At 48.6% G+C, this 19,243-nt stretch carries 18 protein-coding genes; 8 read left to right on the forward strand and 10 right to left on the reverse strand.

Translation table 11 applies throughout. The features are described from left to right. Positions 1-46 precede the first annotated feature (46 nt). On the forward strand, positions 47-3,505 hold the full coding sequence (locus QL223_RS01765; RefSeq protein ID WP_281543670.1) for a hypothetical protein: 3,459 nt from the start codon (positions 47-49) through the stop codon (positions 3,503-3,505). A gap of 74 nt (positions 3,506-3,579) precedes the next feature. Here QL223_RS01765 and QL223_RS01770 read toward each other — a convergent pair whose 3' ends face one another. Then, positions 3,580-4,602, reverse strand: coding sequence for a LacI family DNA-binding transcriptional regulator (locus QL223_RS01770; RefSeq protein WP_002541195.1), 1,023 nt, complete (start codon positions 4,600-4,602; stop codon positions 3,580-3,582). Between the two features lie 307 nt (positions 4,603-4,909). After that, the gene (locus tag QL223_RS01775) at positions 4,910-5,386 is read right to left on the reverse strand and encodes a DUF523 domain-containing protein (RefSeq protein WP_002541197.1); all 477 of its coding nucleotides are present in this window, start codon (positions 5,384-5,386) and stop codon (positions 4,910-4,912) included. 189 nt (positions 5,387-5,575) lie between these two features. Between QL223_RS01775 and QL223_RS01780 the strand changes: the two genes are divergently transcribed. Further along, positions 5,576-6,463, forward strand: coding sequence for an alpha/beta hydrolase (locus QL223_RS01780; RefSeq protein ID WP_281543671.1), 888 nt, complete (start codon positions 5,576-5,578; stop codon positions 6,461-6,463). 20 nt (positions 6,464-6,483) lie between these two features. Here QL223_RS01780 and speB read toward each other — a convergent pair whose 3' ends face one another. Further along, positions 6,484-7,398: an agmatinase gene (gene speB / locus QL223_RS01785; RefSeq protein ID WP_281543672.1), complete on the reverse strand. Its 915-nt coding sequence runs from the start codon at positions 7,396-7,398 to the stop codon at positions 6,484-6,486. 289 nt (positions 7,399-7,687) lie between these two features. Here speB and QL223_RS01790 point away from each other — a divergent pair, with 289 nt between their 5' ends. From QL223_RS01790 to QL223_RS01810, 5 genes are all read left to right on the forward strand, one after another. Then, complete coding sequence (locus QL223_RS01790; protein ID WP_281543673.1) at positions 7,688-8,830, forward strand: patatin-like phospholipase family protein; 1,143 nt, start codon at positions 7,688-7,690, stop codon at positions 8,828-8,830. 129 nt (positions 8,831-8,959) lie between these two features. Continuing rightward, on the forward strand, positions 8,960-9,310 hold the full coding sequence (locus QL223_RS01795; protein WP_281543674.1) for a hypothetical protein: 351 nt from the start codon (positions 8,960-8,962) through the stop codon (positions 9,308-9,310). Positions 9,311-9,315: 5 nt separating this feature from the next. Next, positions 9,316-9,639, forward strand: a complete 324-nt coding sequence (locus tag QL223_RS01800; RefSeq protein WP_281543675.1) for a hypothetical protein — start codon at positions 9,316-9,318, stop codon at positions 9,637-9,639. Between the two features lie 29 nt (positions 9,640-9,668). Beyond that, the gene (locus QL223_RS01805; protein WP_281543676.1) at positions 9,669-10,184 is read left to right on the forward strand and encodes a GNAT family N-acetyltransferase; all 516 of its coding nucleotides are present in this window, start codon (positions 9,669-9,671) and stop codon (positions 10,182-10,184) included. 3 nt (positions 10,185-10,187) lie between these two features. Next, on the forward strand, positions 10,188-10,790 hold the full coding sequence (locus QL223_RS01810) for an HAD family hydrolase (protein ID WP_281543677.1): 603 nt from the start codon (positions 10,188-10,190) through the stop codon (positions 10,788-10,790). Here QL223_RS01810 and QL223_RS01815 read toward each other — a convergent pair. The 6 genes from QL223_RS01815 to QL223_RS01840 all read right to left on the reverse strand — a co-directional run bounded on the left by QL223_RS01815 (position 10,780) and on the right by QL223_RS01840 (position 17,168). Next, the gene (locus QL223_RS01815; RefSeq protein ID WP_281543678.1) at positions 10,780-11,961 is read right to left on the reverse strand and encodes a Xaa-Pro peptidase family protein; all 1,182 of its coding nucleotides are present in this window, start codon (positions 11,959-11,961) and stop codon (positions 10,780-10,782) included. The two genes, QL223_RS01810 and QL223_RS01815, sit on opposite strands and share 11 nt — an antisense overlap. A 27-nt stretch (positions 11,962-11,988) precedes the next feature. Further along, the gene (locus tag QL223_RS01820; protein ID WP_281543679.1) at positions 11,989-13,335 is read right to left on the reverse strand and encodes a TRAP transporter large permease; all 1,347 of its coding nucleotides are present in this window, start codon (positions 13,333-13,335) and stop codon (positions 11,989-11,991) included. Then, complete coding sequence (locus QL223_RS01825) at positions 13,335-13,877, reverse strand: TRAP transporter small permease (RefSeq protein ID WP_281543680.1); 543 nt, start codon at positions 13,875-13,877, stop codon at positions 13,335-13,337. Before QL223_RS01825 ends, QL223_RS01820 begins: the two co-directional genes overlap by 1 nt. Positions 13,878-13,965: 88 nt before the next feature. Beyond that, the gene (gene dctP / locus QL223_RS01830) at positions 13,966-15,009 is read right to left on the reverse strand and encodes a TRAP transporter substrate-binding protein DctP (protein WP_281543681.1); all 1,044 of its coding nucleotides are present in this window, start codon (positions 15,007-15,009) and stop codon (positions 13,966-13,968) included. A 122-nt stretch (positions 15,010-15,131) separates the two neighbouring features. Further along, entirely contained in the window at positions 15,132-16,307 is a 1,176-nt protein-coding gene (locus QL223_RS01835) for a M20 aminoacylase family protein (protein WP_281543682.1), read from the reverse strand. An 87-nt stretch (positions 16,308-16,394) separates the two neighbouring features. Further along, positions 16,395-17,168 (reverse strand): Asp/Glu racemase, encoded by a 774-nt coding sequence (locus QL223_RS01840; protein WP_281543683.1) that lies wholly within the window; start codon positions 17,166-17,168, stop codon positions 16,395-16,397. Between the two features lie 235 nt (positions 17,169-17,403). Here QL223_RS01840 and QL223_RS01845 point away from each other — a divergent pair, with 235 nt between their 5' ends. Next, entirely contained in the window at positions 17,404-17,889 is a 486-nt protein-coding gene (locus QL223_RS01845; protein ID WP_281543684.1) for an Lrp/AsnC family transcriptional regulator, read from the forward strand. Between the two features lie 70 nt (positions 17,890-17,959). Here the strand turns inward: QL223_RS01845 and QL223_RS01850 are convergent, their stop codons facing one another. Next, positions 17,960-19,150, reverse strand: a complete 1,191-nt coding sequence (locus tag QL223_RS01850) for a diaminopropionate ammonia-lyase (RefSeq protein ID WP_281543685.1) — start codon at positions 19,148-19,150, stop codon at positions 17,960-17,962. Between the last annotated feature and the right edge of the window lie 93 nt (positions 19,151-19,243).

Raw genomic sequence — 19,243 nt, forward strand, 5'->3', positions numbered from 1 at the left:
TTTTGAAATCAAAAAGAAAGCGCTTTCTTTTTAGGAACCAAGAAATATGGAACATTGTTTTAAACTGGCAAGTACCCCTGTTAAGGGGCAATTCGTAGACGTAAATGGCGAACGTTTTTATCGCATCGAGAATGTGGATCAAATGCCTGCATTCTTTATGAGTGTGGTGTCTGCCAATGATCACTGGTTGTTTGCGTCGTCGACCGGATGTTTGTCAGCGGGCCGCGGCAACCCTGAAAACGCCCTGTTTCCGTACCGCTCAGTGGATATGATCCATGAGAATGCGGAAAACACTGGCCCGAAAACCTTCATCCGCCTTGAAGATGAAGTGGGTGATGTCGTGACGTGGGAACCTTTCAATCCACAGCACAATGGTAAGTACCGCGTTATCCGTAATCTTTATAAAAATATTACGGGCGACAAAGTGGTGTTTGAAGAGATTAACCCAACACTGCGCTTGACCTTCAAATATACCTGGCAGAGCGGTAATACCTATGGTTTTGTACGCCGAGCCGAACTGAGTGATTTCTCAGGGACTTCGCGCAAGATTGAAATCCTGGACGGTGTACAAAACATCCTGCCAAATGGTGCGCCAATGGTGGCACTGCAAAAGAGCAGTGCGTTGGTGGATGCCTACAAATGGAATGAGCGCGTTCAAGATACCACGGTGGCGCTCTACACCATGTATGCAAAGCTAAGTGACCGTGCAGACCCTGCAGAAGCGCTAACTGCAAATACGGTTTTCTGCATTGACAACGATGACGTTGAAGTGCTGCTCAGCAGCCAGCAAGTCCCGGCTTTCCGTCGTGGTGACGTGATTGAAAGCGAAACGCTGACACGCGGTGTTCGCGGTGCGTACTTCATCCACAAAATGATCGATCTGGCAGCGAACGAAACTAACGATTGGCTGTTTGTTATCGACATCGAAAAAGATCACGCAGGTGTGGTTGTTTTGCGTAACGAGCAAAAAGACCAGCAATCACTGCGAGAAAAGGTAGAGCAAGATTGTGCGAAAAACCACGAAGAGCTGGTTTCTCTCATTTCAGCAGTCGATGGGTGGCAGTTCTCGGAAGAAGAGGCCACCAGTAATCACCACTACGCGAACGTGCTGTTCAACAGCATGCGTGGCGGTGTGTTTGAGCAAGGCTATACCCTGCGTAAAGACGACGTGTTGCAAACCGCAGAAAATACGAACAAGAAAGTGGTACTGCGTAACAAGGCGTTTTATGACGCACTGCCTGCAACATTTACCCATGAAGAGCTGGTAAAACGCGCAGAGCAGGCGGATGACATTCAGTTGCTGCGTCTTTGCTACGAGTACCTGCCATTGACGTTTGGTCGTCGTCACGGTGACCCAAGCCGTCCTTGGAACCACTACGACATCAAAGTGAAAGACAAGGAAGGCAATCCTCTGCTGGCGTATCAGGGTAACTGGCGTGATATTTTCCAGAACTGGGAAGCATTGGCGCTGAGCTATCCGGGTTACCTGCGCTCGTTCATCGCAAAATTCGTGAATGCCTCAACGATTGATGGTTACAACCCTTACCGCATCACTAAAGACGGTATCGACTGGGAAGTGCTGGAGCCGGAAGACCCATGGAGCAACATCGGTTACTGGGGCGACCACCAGATCATCTACCTGCTGAAGTTCCTGGAATGGTCTGAACGTTTTGAACCAGCACAGCTGACAGCAAACCTGTCCCGTGAAATCTACAGCTATGCCAACGTGCCATATCGCATCGGAGACACACGCACGCTGTTCTCGAACCCGAAGGACACAGTGACGTTTGATACCGAGCTGCACGAGAAGACAGAAAAGCTGAGCGAGATGATCGGTAGCGATGGTCGTCTGCTATTGGATTCAGACAAAGAAGTGTACCTCGTCAACCTCTCTGAGAAGCTGCTGGTGCCGTTGTTGTCGAAACTGGGTAACTGGGTCGTCGATGGGGGTATTTGGCTCAATACGCAGCGTCCAGAGTGGAATGACGCCAATAATGCGATTGTAGGTAATGGTCTGTCGATGGTAACGCTGTACTACATGCGTCGTTATGTTGAGTTCATGCAAGCACTGTTTGCACAAGCACCGGAAAAAGTGCGCATTTCTAATGAAGTAGCAACCTGGTTGAAAGAGACCAGCGAAATCCTGAGCAAAACGCTTCTTGATGTGAAGAAGAAAACGATCACTCGCCAGACCAAGCATAAGTTGCTGACCGAGTTGGTGGATGCGGCGAGCCGCTTCCGTCATCAGGTTTACCAACAGCAAGGCTTCAGTGGTAAAACATTGGTTAACAAGCACGACATTGAAGCGCTGTTGAACACCAGTTTGGATCTGCTGCACAGCAGTACTCAGCGTAACCTGCGCGAAGATGGTTTGTTCAATGCCTACAACGTGGTTCAGTACAACAGCGAGTCATTGGATTCCCTGCCGCTGTACCCAATGTTGGAAGGTCAGGTCGCAGCCCTGAGTTCTGGCGCACTGAGCAGCTCTCAGGCAGTGACTCTGCTGGATAACCTGTTCAACAGCGAGATGTATCGTGAAGATCAGAAATCTTTCATGCTGTATCCGGATCGCGAACTGGCAGGATTCAGCCGTCGTAACTGCATCGAAGCGGAAGCGGTTCGCAAGAACGATCTGCTGCGTGATATGAACAAGCGCGGTGACAAGCGAGTGGTGTACGCAGACCTTGATGGCGTATTCCACTTCAACGCTATGTTTGAAAATTCAGGTGCATTGAAGGCAACACTGGATTCAGTTCGTGCAGACTACCCGCAAATGTCAGACGAGCAATACGAAAACGTGCTGGCGTTGTACGAGTCTGTGTTTAACCACCGTGAGTTCACCGGTCGTTCCGGTACCATGTTTGGTTACGAAGGTCTGGGTTGTATCTACTGGCACATGGTGTCCAAGCTGCTGCTGGCGGTTCAGGAAGTTTACTTCGCAAGCTGGAAAGAAAACCCGCACAGCGCGGAAACCCGTAAACTTGCGGATTACTACTACCGAGTACGTGAAGGGATTGGCTTCAACAAAACACCAACGGAATACGGTGCATTCCCGGTTGACCCGTACTCACACACACCAAAACATGCGGGCGCCCAACAGCCTGGTATGACAGGTCAGGTGAAAGAAGAGATCATCACCCGATTTGGTGAGCTCGGTGTGCTGGTGGAAAGTGGTGCGATCACCATTTCTCCGTCACTGCTTTTCGAACGCGAGTTCTCTAGCAAAGAGGCTGAGTTCCCGTATGTGAACATGCAGGGTGAGCAGAGAAGCATTGCGCTGAATGCAGGTGAACTGGCGTTTACTTACTGTCAGGTACCGTTTGTTTACCGCCTGAACGACAGCGGAAATACTAAGATCGTGGTGACGCTGACCTCTGGTGATGTGCTTTCCATCGAAGATAACAAGATGCCGGAATCTGTTTGTAAGAAGCTATTCAGCCGTACCGGTGAAATCGCACAAATCATTGTTGATGTACCGCGCAGCAAACTGAACCCTGCCGGTTAATGACAACTGTGAAAACAAAAACAGCCGCATCATGCGGCTGTTTTTTTATGTGCGACTTGATAAATCAACAGTTGTTAAGCCGTAGTGACCTCAGCTGTGGAGAGGGTTTTCACTGATCCGCGCTCCATCAGAGTGGGGAACAAACGGGTGTTGATGTTAGAGAGAGGCTTGCCTTCCAGCATATTCAAAACACCACGGGCAGCCTGACACGCCATGTCTTCCAGTGGGAAGTGGATAGTGGTGAGGCTTGGCGTCATGTATTGGCTGTAGGTGTGGTTATCGAATCCAACAATGGAGATGTCTTCGCCTACTTTCATGCCACGGTCATGACAAACACCATAAGCGGCCAATGCGATACTGTCATTCAAACAGAAAATGCCGGTAATGCTGCTGTCGCGATCCATCAGACGGCGAACTGCTTTGTCATTGCCATCGTGGTCAAATCGTCCTTCAACCACCAAGTTCTGGTCGTATTCGATGCCATATTTTTCCAGCGCATTGCGATAACCCTGAAGGCGCTCGCGGCTGTCTATCTTGCTGAGCTGACCAGTGACACAACCAATGCGGCGATGACCGTTTTTGATCAGATGCTCGGTGGCGATATAGCCACCCCACTCATTGTCCATGCAGATGCATTGATCTGAGATTTCAGGGATGTAGCGGTTCATCAGCATGGTTGCAGGCGTTTTTTCCACAATCTGTAGAATATCCGCGTCGCTCATCATGTCTGAAGTCAGTACCAAACCGTCGATCTTTTTCGCATTCAGAAAACAGATAGACTCCTGCTCTTCATCATAGTTTTCGTGGCCACTGGTGATGATGAGGTGATAATTCTTCTGACGAACCACTTTTTCGACATGGTGCATCAAAGGGCCAAAGTAGGGACCATCGAAGGTACCTACCAGCATCCCGATACTGTGCGACTTGTTCGATGCCAATGCCTGGGCAAAGGCATTAGGCTGATAGCCGAGTTTCTCGATGGCATCGAATACTTTCACGCGGTTTTTTTCCTTCACCGACTTGTGACCATTCAATGCCCGTGACACGGTGGACTGGGACACATTCGCCAGCTCTGCCACTTCTTTAATGGTAATCAACGAGCTCTTCCTTTCATTTACGTGATGTTGCACGCCGTGATTTTATTGCCTTCCATTGCTATGAAAGTGCTTTCTTAAGTGATGACTAATGGAAGCGAATCTTCATCTTAAATCTAGGGTGAGTCGAGTTCGCAACGTTATTCATTTGGCGCAGCTATTTTTTCAAATAGGGTAAGTTTTGCCACGAAATGCGACGCATTGCCAAATAGAAAGGCTTTGCATAGCTCACAAATGTTCAGTAATTAACACTTTTGATACTGAAGTGCTCAATTGTGAGTCACTGATTTCACTGAAAGCGCTTTCATAATTATAGTTCAGCCAAAGCGTCTTCGATTGAAAACTGACTGAACACTTTAATGCCGTGCTGTCTGAGTAATGCGGTGGTCACACCATGACCGGGAATTTTGTTGCCAGCAAACTCGCCGCTATAGACAAGGGAACTGCCGCAGGAAGGACTGGATTCGGTTAACACGGCGATCTTAATGCCATGTTGCTGACAAAGTGCGAGGGTTTGACGGGCACCGGAGATAAAGGCGTCTGTCACATCTAACTGCTGGACGGAAATGACTTTTCCCGTACCGGCAATCACCGCATCGCCATCGGCAACATCGATTTCAGCCGGCGGGCGCGGGGTAGGAAGGCCACCTGCGACTTCAGGACAGAATGTGATCACTTCCGCCTGCTGAGTTAATCGCTGAAATGCTTCAGATTCTTGGAGAAGATCATTGCCGTCGTAACGGACTTTCTGGCCCATTAGACAGGCGCTGACCAGCACTTTTTTCATAGAGGTTCATGCGGTTTTAACATCGTTAACGGCGATGGTATCGGATCTCGATTAAAGAGAAACAGACTTTTTTTCACAGTAGAGTTGAGGAAATGTGAAATCGGTCAAATAATTAGTCTTACCCCCTGTGAAATCCAAACCAATAGATGGTGATGTACGCGAAGGGGAACACGGAGGGAGAGCCAAACCATGTCTGAAATGCTGCATCAGTATCCAATTATCAACGGACGCGAAATCCACGTTCGTGCATGGAACCCTGAAGGCGGGGAGACAGTGATTTGCTGGCATGGCTTGGCACGCAACAGCATCGATTTTGTTGAACTCGGGGATGAGCTGGCTGCAAAAGGCTACCGGGTACTTGCACCTGATACCCTTGGACGAGGGCTTTCTCAGTGGGCGGACAATCCAAAAACCGAATACAGCTACGCCAATTACATTGATATGGCTGTGAAACTGATGGACTTCTATTGTTGCGATAAAGTGCATTGGGTGGGAACCAGCATGGGCGGTTTAATCGGTATGTTAATCGCATCCAGTCAGGAATTTGGTGACCGTATCTCTTCGTTGGTTCTCAATGACATTGGCCCAGAAGTACCGAAAGAAGCGTTGGAAAGAATCGTTAATTACGTGCAAGCGCCTATTGCTTTCCGTCGGTATAACGAAATCAATCAATATCTCCAAACCCTCTATCAACCGTTTGGCCCTCACACCTGTCAGCAATGGCACACCATGATTTCGGCTTCCGTCCGCAGGCTGGAAAACGGTGACTACACCACGCACTATGATCCCCAAATTCTGGCGCAGTACGATCCCAACTCTCCGCCGATGAATCTCTGGCGACATTTTGGGAACCTGAATTTGCCGTTAATGCTGATGCACGGTTTGCACTCAGACGTGCTCACCAAAAGCATTGTGAAAAAAATGCGGGAAGTTCAGCCGGAAATGGCCGTAAATTACTACTTGGGATGTGGGCATGCGCCTAACCTGTTCTACAAGTCCTATCGGCATGATGTCGAGCACTTTATTGAAGCGCATCCCATCGAGCAGGAAGTCAGCCAGAAACGCAACGCTGGCTGATTCCCCAAGCTTCTACGAGGTTACTTTGATGCCCAAAGGTGGAGCAGCTCAGTTGCGATCGTCGCCCCGGCTAACGCTGTAATTTCGCTATTGTCGAAAGGCGGGCTGACTTCCACTACATCCATCCCAACCAGATTGATACCGCGCAATCCACGCAAGATCCTCAATGCTTTGTCGGAGGTTATTCCGCCTATCACCGGCGTGCCTGTGCCGGGTGCAAAGGCGGGATCAAGGCAATCGATATCAAAAGTAATGTACGTGGGCTTTCCGCCTACCAAGGCTTTGACATGATTGGCGATTTCATCCGGCGTCATGTCATTGGCGGCTTCCGCACAAATCACGTTAAACGCATGGTGGTCTCTGTCGTAATCTGTCCGGATCCCAATTTGTACTGAGGCTGATGGGTCAATCAGCCCCTCTTTGGGCGCGTGATAGAACATGGTGCCATGGTCGTACTTGCTGCCTTGGCTGTATGTATCGGTATGGGCATCGAAATGAATGAGCGCCATTTCACCATGCTTGGCGTGATGTGCGCGAAGCAGAGGAAGGGTGACGAAATGATCTCCGCCCAGAGTTAGCATGGCTTTGCCTGTGGTGAGAATGTCATTCGCTGCACTGGTTGCCATATTGAGGAAATCTTCGCTGTCACCACAGGTGAAAATGAGATCTCCGGCATCAACGATATTGCATCGCTCACGAAGATCGAACGGCCAAGGGTAGCGAAACCCTTCCCACGCGAGATTCACCGACGCACGCCTGATGGCATCAGGCCCTAAACGCGTGCCTGAACGTCCGGTTGTTGCCATGTCATACGGCATACCCAAAACCACCACATCGGCGGCGGTATCTCTTGGATCTTTAACCATGGGCAGGCGAAGAAACGAATAGGGATTGGAATACAATGAATCATCTTTTCTTGAAAATACGTCTTCCATACCAGCTTCTCTAGTGGCTAATGATTGTTTGGTCGTTATTTCTACAAATTAGCAGGTGGGGCAAATGCCTATGTCTATTTTCTGCATCAGCGAACAATTCACCGAAAAGTTTGTGAACTTACAATCGAAGCGGCTTGTTGAATCCTGCATCTTCAGATTGTCTGGGTGTAAGCACTAAACACAAACTGTGACCGCTCCGTGCTTGTCCCCGAACAAATAAAAAACGTCATGCCAATGCCCAATTTACTGGTCTATAAAGAAGTCAGTTCAAATCACAGGAGACAGGGACATGGCAACAACAAGACGCAACAAGAAGCCTAAAGTTTGTTTGGTGCTGCAAGGTGGCGGCGCTTTAGGGGCGTATCATATTGGTGCTTATGAAGCGATGAAAGAAGCGGGGTTTGAGCCAGACTGGTTTGCAGGCATTTCTATTGGCGCGTTGAATTCAGCCGTGTTGGCGGGTAATAAGCCTGAAGACAGATTAGGCAAACTGGAAGCTTTTTGGGAACGCATTTCACGTCCAGATACCGATGCAAATATTCCATCGTCACTGGCGATGGCATTCAACACCATGAGTGCTTCTTCAGCACTGATGTTTGGTCAACCTGATTTCTTTACACCGCGTCCGATTAATCCTTGGCTCGCGCCTCCGGGTGAAGCGGCGACCAGTTTCTACGATACTTCACCGCTTTTCAAAACCTTGGCTGAACTCGCTGACTTTGAGCTGATCAATCAAAACAAAACCCGTTTAACCGTCGGTGCGACGCGTGTGACAGATGGCGAACTGGTGTTCTTTGACAGCAAAACAGACGAAATTGAACCGGCACACGCGGTGGCAAGCGGCTCCTTGCCTCCAGGCTTCCCTGCCACTCAGATTGGGGAAGAATACTTCTGGGATGGCGGTGTGGTTTCAAACACGCCAGTGAATGGCATTTTGGATCTGGCGGGCGATGATGAACTGCTGATTTTCATGGTCGACCTTTGGAACGCGAATGGAGAGTTACCGAAAACCATGAGTGAAGTGCTGTGGCGCGAGAAGGAAATTCAATATGCCAGTCGCACCAGCGAGCACGTAGAAGCTTTGATTGCCAAACGTAACCTGGACCATGTGCTGAAAACCTCCCCAGAACTGGTAGGCAGCGCGCAAGTACCGGATGTGGCGACGCTGAAAGTCGGCAATAAGATAGATATCGTACATATCACTTTCGATCCGCTTCAGGGGCATATTCCACTCAGCGATGCAGAGTTCTCCCGCCGTTCTATCCGTCTGCGCCGCGAATGCGGCTATAACGACATGAAACAGGCGCTGAAAGAATCACCATGGACGCAACCTAATGAAGGTTTACCTTGCCATTTCCATCAACGCCAGTTTGAAGGATGTTGGGTAGAAGGCAATAAAGTGGAAAGCAATAAGCTCGACAAAGCTTCCTAGAAAAACTCAACCAGCGGGACAAATGTGCCCGCTGGATTTCTACCTTCCAGTCTTGATGACTAAACATTCCTTCTTTTCTTCCCCGGGCATACTAATTACCAGACACTGCAATAAAAGGAATATTAGGTCTTGGATAAGGAAGTCGAATCGATGCGCGAAAGCATCCTTTATTGGATGGCGGAGTTCATTGCAAATGATGACAATCCACCGTATCAGCTGTCACAGGTCGAATACTGCGGTGAACTGCTCAATACCTTTGCCGGTAACGTGATGTTGTCAGGCAAAAAAGCGGATAGATCTTGGGTGGATGCGCAAGCGAAAGCTTTGGTTCTGGCGTTGAACGACTTGAACAAACAATGCGGTGAATGCCTGATAGAAACCGATCAGCGTGAAGGTATTTGTGAGCTGATATTCTATGTTGTCGCTCAGGCAGGGCACAGTGTCGAAGAAGACATCACTGAAAACTGGCGTGATTGGTGAATTGCTTGTCACTTTCAAAACGTCTTCTCTTGAGTTTGGTGCACTTTATTACCGTCATTTTTCTCTGGTATCTGGCGCTGGGCGTGGTGTTAGGTTTGGGGTTCAAATCAGACTGGAACCTGTTTGATTACGGATTAACAACAATTGTTGCTGTCAGTTTGCTTTTACTTGGCTTGCCGTCCGTACTTGTTTCGTTTGTCGATACTGATCTCCCTACTTGGGTCTTTCCCCTTATTCTTTCGATTCAACTTATTTACGGGTTCTTACAAGTCAATCTTGTTTCAACCCTCCTGCAACGTAGAAACCACAAAATCAATAAGATAGAGTAACCCGCATCAGACATGCTTAAAGGTGTATTATGCGCATTCAATATCTCCCTGATTCTGAGGTTAATGCATCCGTTGATGCGAAAATTCGAGTATTACTCAGCAAGAGTTTTCTAAACAATAATGATCCAGAGCATTTTGCCCAACACCGTTACTACAAAGAAATGCCTCAACACCGATATATGGCTTGGGAAGGTGATGAACTCGCTGCGCATATTGCCGTCCACGAAAAACAGGTGTCTATTGATGGAATTGAGTATTCCATTGCGGGTATTGCGGAAGTTTGTGTCAATCAGGCATTTCGTGGTCAGGGGCTGGTCAAGCAGATACTCAAAGAAGTGCACCAGCATAGATTGGCCGCAGGCGATGATTTTGCGTTGTTGTTTGGGGAAGCAGAGATTTACAGCTCCAGCGGCTATGAAACGACGACAAATGTCCTCATGCATAACCCGGAAAATGGGTGGATATTGTCTGGAAAAACCATGGCGAAAAGCCTGAACAAAGTCTGGCCATCAGGCGACGTAAAGCTGTTGGGGCTGCCATTTTAACCGATGAACTTAGCGCTATTTGATTTTGATGGCACCATCACCACGGAAGATACCTTCACTGCGTTTCTTTTCTACGCGACCCCAAAACGTCGGCTCGCGATAGGTTTTGCGTTGGTTTGGCCAGTTATTTTGCTATACAAGCTTGGCATTCTTCCTGCCAGAAAAACACGCCCAGTACTTGCATACGTTGCGTTTTGGCATCGCCGGGAAGCAGACGTTGATCTGATTTCCAAGCGCTTTGCTGCGGAGTATCTGACAACCGTATTAAGGCCTGATGCGATGGAAATGCTCGCTGAGCATAAGGCCAACAGTGACGACGTTTATTTGGTGTCTGCCACGCTGAATATCTACCTCCGCCATTTTTGCCAACAGCACGGTATCAAGCTGCTTTGCAGTACCATGGAAGTTAAAAATGGCAGGTTCACAGGTCGATATGTGAATGGTGATTGTAGTTGCGAAAACAAAGCTGTTGCAGTGCAGAAAACGGTAGATCTTAACGCATATTCCCAAGTCTATGCTTATGGGGATACTGACGAAGATCTACCTATGCTTGCCTTAGCGGATGTGAAGTACTTATGTGGAAATAGAATCAGTACTAACCAATAACAGGCAGTTTGTCCCAGGTTCTCGGGTGTAAAAGTTCACACCCATTTTCCGTGATCACAATGTTGTCTTCGAGCACCATCATGCGGTTCGGGGCAAATGCCATGCCTGGTTCCAAGGTAAGCACCATACCGGGCTTTAGCACCACATCCCCTTTAGGAATAAAAGAGGGCCACTCTGTCAGTTGCATGCCAAGACCGTGGCCCATTCTCCCAACATCGTTGCCAAGTGCGCCCGCTTTTTCTAGTACTGACCACATGGCTTGCCACACCTCGCCAGTCGTGCGACCCGGTTGGGCAGCGCGTAGACCTGCTTCCGTGGCAGCATAAACGGCATCATAGGCGTCAGTTGTTTCTTTGGTTGCACTACCCAGCGCATAGTTTCGGTCAAAATCGCAGAAATAGCCGTCAAAGTTGGCACCCGTGTCGATAATGAGTACATCACCTTCTGCAAGTACACGGTCTGTAGGACCCATGATGATACTGCCGTACCCTGCGCGGCCAGAGCCTGAAATAAGATACGGACACGAATCCGCGCCAAGCCTGAGCATTTCTAAATGCATTACTTTACACGCTTCTCTTTCAGTAACGCCCACAGATAAGTGTTGTCGCAGGTAGTCAAAGGCTGCGGCGGCGATATTGCAGGAAAACCGGATCTTCTCTATCTCTGCTTTGGATTTAACGCTTCTTATGGTCTGGATAATGTCCGATACATCTACCCAGGAGTGATGTGACAGCAATTTCTGAAGCGAGGCGAAGTTGTTCGCCGGCATGCGTAAATGGGTTTCCGGCCCCAGCATGGCGCCAATACGGCGAAACCGTGTGCTGACTTCATGCAGTGTCGTGGCGAGTAGGCTGATGCCATCATCCTCAGGCCTGGGCGAGGGCCAGCTTCGCACATCCGTTATCCAGGTGAGTTCAAAACCAGAGACGCCAATTTCAGGGACGACCGCAATGGGTTTTCCTTCGGCAGGAACAACCAGAAACCAAGGTCGGGTAGGGCTTTCCCAGAACTGCGATTTAAAACCACTGAAATAGCGAAACTCAGCCTCAGTCGTGAAGAAAACGGCATCAAGTTGTTTTCCCCTCATCTGCTTTTGTAGCTCACATGTGCGCAATTCGAATTCACGTTGAGCAAAGCCTCTGGCTGGTGGATTCAGTGGCGATAGCGGCATTACTTTGTTCTCCTTGGTTATCTGGTTTTACTTACTGAATAGTATGTCTCTCGGGAAAAGCGCAATTTCTGGTAAGAAAATCAGCAATGCTGACATCACCAACAGAATGAGGAAGAAGGGCAAGGTGCCACGAATAACCTCAAGATACGGACGCTGAAAAATCGCGATTGCAGTGAAGATGTCGCAACCGAAAGGGGGTGTTGCAGAACCAATCGCCATTTGCAGGGTGATAAGCACGCCTACGTGGACTGGATCTAGCCCGGCTGCATCAACAATTGGGGCGAAAATAGGTGTTAGGATCAGCAGTACCACCAGAGAGTCGACGAACATACAGCCGACAAAAAACGCCAACGCGATAACAAACAGAATGTATTCATGAGAAGAGCTGCTGAGATCTAACGGAGCCAGCAAGTCCTGCGGAATTTGTTCGAACGAGATGTACCAAGAAAAAGCCTGTCCAATCCCAACCAAAACAAATACGACCGCGGTAATCAGGCCCGTGCTTAATGCAGCATCAAGCACATCTGTGGTACCTAGAATTCGGTAAAACACACACTCAACGACAATAGCGTAGAGTACGGCGAAGGACGCCGCTTCTGTTGGTGTGACAATACCTGAATAGATTCCGCCAATGATCAGTGCAGGGAAGCCTAAAGGAAGGATAGATTTTCTAATGGCTTCCATTTTTTCTTCACGGTTAGTTTCTTCAACCAAGCTGATGCTGTCTGCATGTTTGCGGCTATAAACGTAGCTGTAAGTGGAAAAGAAGATAGTGAGGACAATGCCGGGCCCAATGCCCGCAATGAAGAGTTCACCGACACTGGCATTGGCAAGCGTGCCATACAGAATCAAACCGATACTGGGCGGGATCAGAAAAGCAATGTCGCTGGCGTTGATGATAAGTGCCATGACAAAGCTGTCTTTGTAGCCAGCTTGCAGCAATTTAGGCCGCATGATTTGTCCCACGGATACAACGGTCGCCTGTGTAGAGCCAGAGACAGAACCAAATAATGTACAACTGATGCAGGTGGTAATCGGCAAGCCGCCCTTTAAGTGGCCTACAAAAGCCTGAATCAGACCGAGCAGATTATTGGCAGTGTGGCCGCGGGTCATGATGTCTGCAGCGAAGATGAACATAGGTACGGCGATCAGTGCGTTGGGGGAAATCCCAGTCACCATTTGTTGGATGAGCACTTCAGGGTCAACGAGCGAAAAATGAAGTAGGCCTATTAATGCACCGATTGCCAGTGGCACAACCATGGGGAAGCTAAGGAAAAGCAGCACAATCATCACGGAAACGAGCGTGAATGTGATGACGTAAATATCGAGTTCACCCGCGACGATGTCAGATAAAAATTGAAAAATGTCATTCATTAGAGTGCTCCCATACTGTCTGTTTCTTCTTCCTCAGTGACATCCAAAGAAACGTAGATTTCCGGGTGAAGGAGGTTCATGGCAAAACTCATGGCGTACTGAAGACCGGCCATCGCGAATCCAATCGGAATAATGGCGTAGATGTAATACACCGGAAATTGCAGCGCAGGGCTGAGCCTGTTAATGCTTTTGAGTTCAGCGACATAAAACACAGACAGGTACGCGAGGTAGAACAGCAGTAGGGCAGTAAAAAGAGCGATGATAGTAGTGAGAACCTTTCTGGCTTTGTAGCCAAGCGCGTCATAAAGCGCGGTCATTCGGATGTTACGTCCTTTCCGAACAGCATAGGCAAAGCCAATGAATGTCACGCCGACAATCAGGAATTGATTAAGCTCTTCGGAAAAGAAAATACTTTTATTAAACGCATACCGTCCAATAGCGTTGGCGGTGGAATTTACCATCATGGCAATGATGCCGCTGATAATTAGAACCCGCTCCAACTGCTCAGTAAACACACTGATTTTCTTCAGCAGATGTTTCATAAAACGTCCCACATCTAGTCTGCTTGCCTCAGAGAAAGGCAAATGTGCCTTCAAAGAGCACATCACAGTGCTCTCTGAAGGCAACCGATTACTGTTGTGAAGCCGCGACTTTGACTTCCTGAATCAGACTTTCGAGAATGGCTTTGGCCTCTTTTCTGGCCGCAGCTTGTTCTTCGGCGGGATAGGCATTTGCGACAACGTCCAAGTAAGTTTCATGCAAGTTTTTGCTGAGCTGCTTAAATCTCTCGCGCTCTTCCTTATTGAGCTTCACAACCTTCATATTCGGTCGTTCGGCCATAATTTTGTCGAGGTTCTCTTGGTTGATTCGCAGCTGATAGTCATAAGCGGCTTTGTCGGCTTCTTTGATCGCTTTTCTCACCATGGCTTGTTTTTCAGGCGCGAGTTCGCTGAACCATTTGCTGTTAGTGGACACTGTGCTGACATATGGCTGCTGACCTGGGAACATCAGGTAATCCTGTACTTCATGCCATTTCGCGTTGTAGATGAAGTAGATAGGGTTGACCATGCCATCGATGGTTTTCAGTTGAAGAGAGCCATAGACTTCACCCCAAGATAATGGGGTTGGGGTCGCCCCAAATGTCTTATAGGTTTCAACGGGGATGGTTGAAGTGAAGGTGCGGATCTTTTGGTCAGCGAAATCTTCGGGTGTGCGGATGGCTTTATTGGCACCCCAAACCATTTCGCCTTCAGACATCATTGAAAGCAGCTTTAGGTTGACGTTCTCAAACTTGGCGGCGAGATTTTTATAAATGGTCGGGCTGCTAGTCAGTACTTTATGGGTCACCGCTTCATCCGTACCTAATACGTAGGGAAGGCTGACTGCTTGTACTTCCGGGACATAAGAGCCAAGGTGCCCCGAACCCACAGACACGAATTGAATGGTGCCCTTGGCTGCCAGTTCAACGATGTCATTCTCGGTGCCGAGTTGACCGTAATAGTAAATACGGACGCGTATATCTCCGTCAGACTCTTTCTTGATCACCTCCGCGAACTTTTGCGCGTAGATGTCTTGCACGTCGGTTTTGTCCTCTTCAGACGCAAACTTCCACGTTTCTGCCTGAGCACTGAAAATCATGCTAAGACTCAATAACATAATGCCAAATTGCTTCATCCTTACATTCCTCGTATGTCGAAATTCAGACAGCACTGTCCCTCGCAAGAGGGCGATTCCACTTGCGGCTTTTGTGCTTTTGGAGCTGTGCTCTATGAAGAGCGGGAGTCGCTTATGAGAGGTCAGCCATTGGGCCTACCAAGTCGGTCTTTGACCAGTTGGATCCAATAACGGGCACCCAAAGGCAGGATGCTGTCATTGAAGTCGTATTTAGGGTTGTGGAGGGCGCAGCCTCCTACCGATTCTGTGCCATTTCCCAACAGCACATAGCAACCGGGTTTGACTCTCAGCATGCTGGAGAAATCTTCAGAGATTGTCAGTGGGTCACAACTCGCATTGACCTTGTCTTTGCCAAGCACTTTTTCCGCTGCCTCCACTGCATAGGACGTTTGCTGTGGTGAATTGACGGTAGGATAAAAGGTGTTGGTGAATTGAAAGGTGTGGTTTGCGCCTGCTGCTTCACAAATGCCGGCAACGATGTGTTTCATTCGCTGCTCAATGTGTTCCAGCGTTTTCTCCGTAAAACAGCGACAATCGCCTTTGATCGTTACCTTTCCGGGGAGCACATTGACGGTACCATCAGTAATAAATTCTGTTGCTGAAACCACAGCCGTTTCACTGATCGCGCTGAGATTACGGGACACGATAGTTTGTAATGCAAGAATGACCTGCGCACCGGTGACAAGCGGATCAACACCTTGATGGGGAAGGGCTGCATGACCACCAACGCCTTCAATGTTGATTTCAAATCCGCTTTCGCTGGCCATGAGTGAGCCGGGACGGATCATGAGCTCACCTTCTGCCAAGCCGGGAAAGTTGTGGATGCCATAAACTTCGTCAATGGCAAAACGTTCAAACAAGCCGTCATCAATCATCGCCTGAGCACCACACCCATGCTCTTCGTCTGGCTGAAAAATGAAATACACAGTGCCATCAAAGTCGGGATTGGCTGCCAGATAGCTTGCTGCGCCAAGCAACATCGCCGAGTGACCATCATGCCCACAGGCATGCATTTGTCCCTCGTGCTGAGAGGCATGGTCAAACTCGTTTTGTTCATGAATGAACAGAGCGTCCATGTCTGCACGAAGGCCGATGCTGGCTTCGCTGGTGCCGCTTCGGAGTACACCAACCAAGCCTGTTTGTCCGATGTTACGCACCACCTCAATGCCAAAGCTCTGAAGCTTATCCGCGATGAAATCAGCGGTGAGATTGACGTCAAAGCCACACTCAGGAAATCGGTGTAGGTGGTGTCGCCATGCAACCATATCGCTGATCAGTTGTTGGGGCAGGTTGGACATAGTCTTGAAGCTCTCCTTAGCTCAGGGTTGAATCTCTCTTTTTGACTGTCTCTTTTGATTTGGCGCCGTGTTAGATCCCTGATGGCGCTAATTTGAATCACTTATTGAGTATGGCGCTTCCAGAAGCACACCATATCCTTTTATTGGCCCTTTGTTATTCAACAGCATCAACGTATGCCAAACCAAGGCAAGGTTGCTGGTGACAACCGGCTTTTCGATGACGGCTTCGATGCGCGATACCACCTCAGCGGCGCGCAGTGCCGTGCAAGAGATAAACAGGGCATCGGCCTCTGGGTCACAAATCGTTATTGCGGCTTGGGCAATATCTTCCGGAGAGATAAACGTCATTGCGGTGTCATCTTCAAAGGCAAAGCCAGCGATATTGATGACCTCCAAACCTTGGGTTTCAAAAAATGAAGCCAACTCCCTGTTCACTGCTTCAGTATAGGGAGTCAGGATAGAGATCTTTTTTGCGCCCAAGCTATCGAAGGCCGCGAGACATGCACTGACAGGATTTGTCACCAAGACGCCGGGGCGTGCTATGTGGATCAACTCTTTAATCTGATGTTCGCCAATGGCAATCGTGCCTGAGGTGCACGCGTAAACCACCACATCGAGATCTGTACCGGGTAGAATACAATCAGCAGCGCGGGTGATATCAGGCGCCATGGTTTTCAGGTTTTCGATAGTCAATGGATTGATGTTTTTTACCCTACTGGTAAAAGCGCGAACATCTCTGGGAAGTAGCTTCGTCAACTCGTGCTCAATATTGAAATCCGTCGCTAGTGCGATAACCCCAACGCGCCCACTGGGTGCCAGATGGCTCAAACTGTATTGTGGCGAGAGGGTTACGGCTTTCATTGTTACCTCATTTGCATTGATTACATTTCATTCACAACATCAATCTTCTCGCGACAACATTGAAGAAAAACCAAAATAACGGAGCCTTTAACGAGGGAAGTCCGCAATTTTTGTAAGCTATAGTGAGATTTACGTTAAGAGAGAAAACGCAATTTCCAGACGTGTAACCAGTCTTAGAATTGTCAGTATTTCTATATGACGAGTGAAATCTTATTAGACATGGAGCAAATAGAGCATGGGGCGCTCATCGACCTTTTCAATCGACAGTTTTGACCGGAAAATTCTCAATATCATGCAGGACTCCAATCGGGCGACATCTGATCAAATCGCCGACATGGTGGGTCTGTCTCCTGCGGCGGTTCAGAGACGATTAAAAAAGTTACGTGAACAGAAAATTATCAAAGCTGACGTGTCTGTTGTTGATCCTAAGGCTATTGGGAAAGCGATGACGTTTGTGGTTCAAGTCTCTCTTGAGAGAGAAAGAGTCGATCTGATGCATAACTTCAAGAAGGAAATGAAGGGGAATAAATCAGTGCAGCAATGCTATTACGTGACGGGTAGCTCGGACTTTATTTTGATTGTAACCGCGGCTGATATGGAAGAGTACGACGTCTTCACGCGAGAGGCCTTTTTCGACAATGTGAACATCAAAAGCTTCCATACCAATGTAGTGATGGACAGGGTAAAAACAGGGCTGACTGTTCCGATTGACGAGTCGTGAGAAGGGTCGTTGCCTTGGAAAAAGGAGGGCAGTCAATCATCAGGGCTGCCCTCAATGTGGTAACGAAACATTAGCCGACAAGTTGTTTATACAACTCTGGATCAGTCGCGCCTTCCGTGCCAAAAACGAGTACTCGACTTTTTTCATCAAGGGCTAGTGCTTTCGAGAGGGATGGATGAGAACGTGCGATGATAGCGGCAGCCAAACCCGGAACAGCGGACTCACCAGCTTCAATGACTGGATCGCCTTCAAAACCGTTGGCCAGCATTTTCATTGTGGCTGGGACAGCATCCTCTGACAAAGTCATAAAATCATCGGCACCATTACTGAGTATCTTCCAAGCAAGTTCTGACACTTCCCCACAGGCGAGACCTGCCATCAGGGTTTCCAGTTCCCCTTCAACTACAACGGGCTTTCCGGCTTGGGCGCTGAGCTGCAGGCAGTTTGCTTGCTCTGGTTCAACAATAATGAACTTTGGTCGCTTTTCTCCCCAAAGGTCCCAGAAGTAACCGCATACTGCAGAAGCTAAACCTCCGACACCACCTTGGACAAAAACATGGGTTGGTATTTCGCCATCCATCTGAGAGACGATTTCTGACAACATAACGGTATAGCCAAGCGCCACATCTTTAGGGATCTCCATGTAGCCTTCATATGAGGTATCGGAGACAATCACACGTCCATGCTTTTTAGCTTCAGCGTCGGCAATTTTGATCGAATCGTCGTAATTACCAGTGATCCTTACTACGTGGGCACCGAACGACTCCATGGCTTCCTTGCGCCCTTCAGATACGTCTCGGTGAATATAAATCACGCAGCCACAGCCAAACATCTGGGCGCCCCATGCAACAGAGCGACCGTGGTTACCATCGGTGGCACATGTCACCACTATTTCGCTGGCTTGTGATTTCCAATCGCCGGAGAGTAACTCGGAGATGGTTGGCGTGACGCCATGTCGTTGCGATAAAATAGACTGAAGTTGGCGTGCGACGGCGAAAGCACCGCCCAGTGCTTTAAAGCTCTTCAATGAAAAGCGTTTCGATTCATCTTTGTACCAAATTTTTCCCAGACAACTGGCGTGAGCCAAATCAGAAAGGCTCAGAAGCGGCGTTTCCTCATAACCTGGCCATTGGGTAATGTCTGTGATGGCACTTTCTGCTGCGCTAACACTCAGAACGTCTTTTTGCTGGTCAGAGTACCGAGTGGAAGGATCAGATTTTGGGTTAGCAAAATGACTAAGATTCCCTGAGATAAGCGGCATTGAAATTCATCCTTGTGTTGTTTGGGTATAAGAAGCTTAACAACGACTCGTAGCGGAACTTCTGCATCTTGGGCTAGTGCGCTGGGGGAATTA

It is taken from the genome of Grimontia sp. SpTr1 (assembly GCF_947387585.1).
Lineage (GTDB): Bacteria > Pseudomonadota > Gammaproteobacteria > Enterobacterales > Vibrionaceae > Enterovibrio > Enterovibrio indicus.

What these genes read in the sequence shown, in the direction of transcription:
- dctP (WP_281543681.1), bottom strand. Translation starts at nt 15,009, where the DNA reads ATGAAGCAATTTGGCATTATGTTATTGAGTCTTAGCATGATTTTCAGT.
- QL223_RS01850 (WP_281543685.1), bottom strand. Translation starts at nt 19,150, where the DNA reads ATGCCGCTTATCTCAGGGAATCTTAGTCATTTTGCTAACCCAAAATCT.
- QL223_RS01765 (WP_281543670.1), top strand. Translation starts at nt 47, where the DNA reads ATGGAACATTGTTTTAAACTGGCAAGTACCCCTGTTAAGGGGCAATTC.
- QL223_RS01805 (WP_281543676.1), top strand. Translation starts at nt 9,669, where the DNA reads ATGCGCATTCAATATCTCCCTGATTCTGAGGTTAATGCATCCGTTGAT.
- QL223_RS01820 (WP_281543679.1), bottom strand. Translation starts at nt 13,335, where the DNA reads ATGAATGACATTTTTCAATTTTTATCTGACATCGTCGCGGGTGAACTC.
- QL223_RS01775 (WP_002541197.1), bottom strand. Translation starts at nt 5,386, where the DNA reads ATGAAAAAAGTGCTGGTCAGCGCCTGTCTAATGGGCCAGAAAGTCCGT.
- QL223_RS01780 (WP_281543671.1), top strand. Translation starts at nt 5,576, where the DNA reads ATGTCTGAAATGCTGCATCAGTATCCAATTATCAACGGACGCGAAATC.
- QL223_RS01815 (WP_281543678.1), bottom strand. Translation starts at nt 11,961, where the DNA reads ATGCCGCTATCGCCACTGAATCCACCAGCCAGAGGCTTTGCTCAACGT.
- QL223_RS01835 (WP_281543682.1), bottom strand. Translation starts at nt 16,307, where the DNA reads ATGTCCAACCTGCCCCAACAACTGATCAGCGATATGGTTGCATGGCGA.
- QL223_RS01825 (WP_281543680.1), bottom strand. Translation starts at nt 13,877, where the DNA reads ATGAAACATCTGCTGAAGAAAATCAGTGTGTTTACTGAGCAGTTGGAG.
- QL223_RS01840 (WP_281543683.1), bottom strand. Translation starts at nt 17,168, where the DNA reads ATGAAAGCCGTAACCCTCTCGCCACAATACAGTTTGAGCCATCTGGCA.
- QL223_RS01845 (WP_281543684.1), top strand. Translation starts at nt 17,404, where the DNA reads ATGGGGCGCTCATCGACCTTTTCAATCGACAGTTTTGACCGGAAAATT.
- QL223_RS01790 (WP_281543673.1), top strand. Translation starts at nt 7,688, where the DNA reads ATGGCAACAACAAGACGCAACAAGAAGCCTAAAGTTTGTTTGGTGCTG.
- QL223_RS01810 (WP_281543677.1), top strand. Translation starts at nt 10,188, where the DNA reads ATGAACTTAGCGCTATTTGATTTTGATGGCACCATCACCACGGAAGAT.
- speB (WP_281543672.1), bottom strand. Translation starts at nt 7,398, where the DNA reads ATGGAAGACGTATTTTCAAGAAAAGATGATTCATTGTATTCCAATCCC.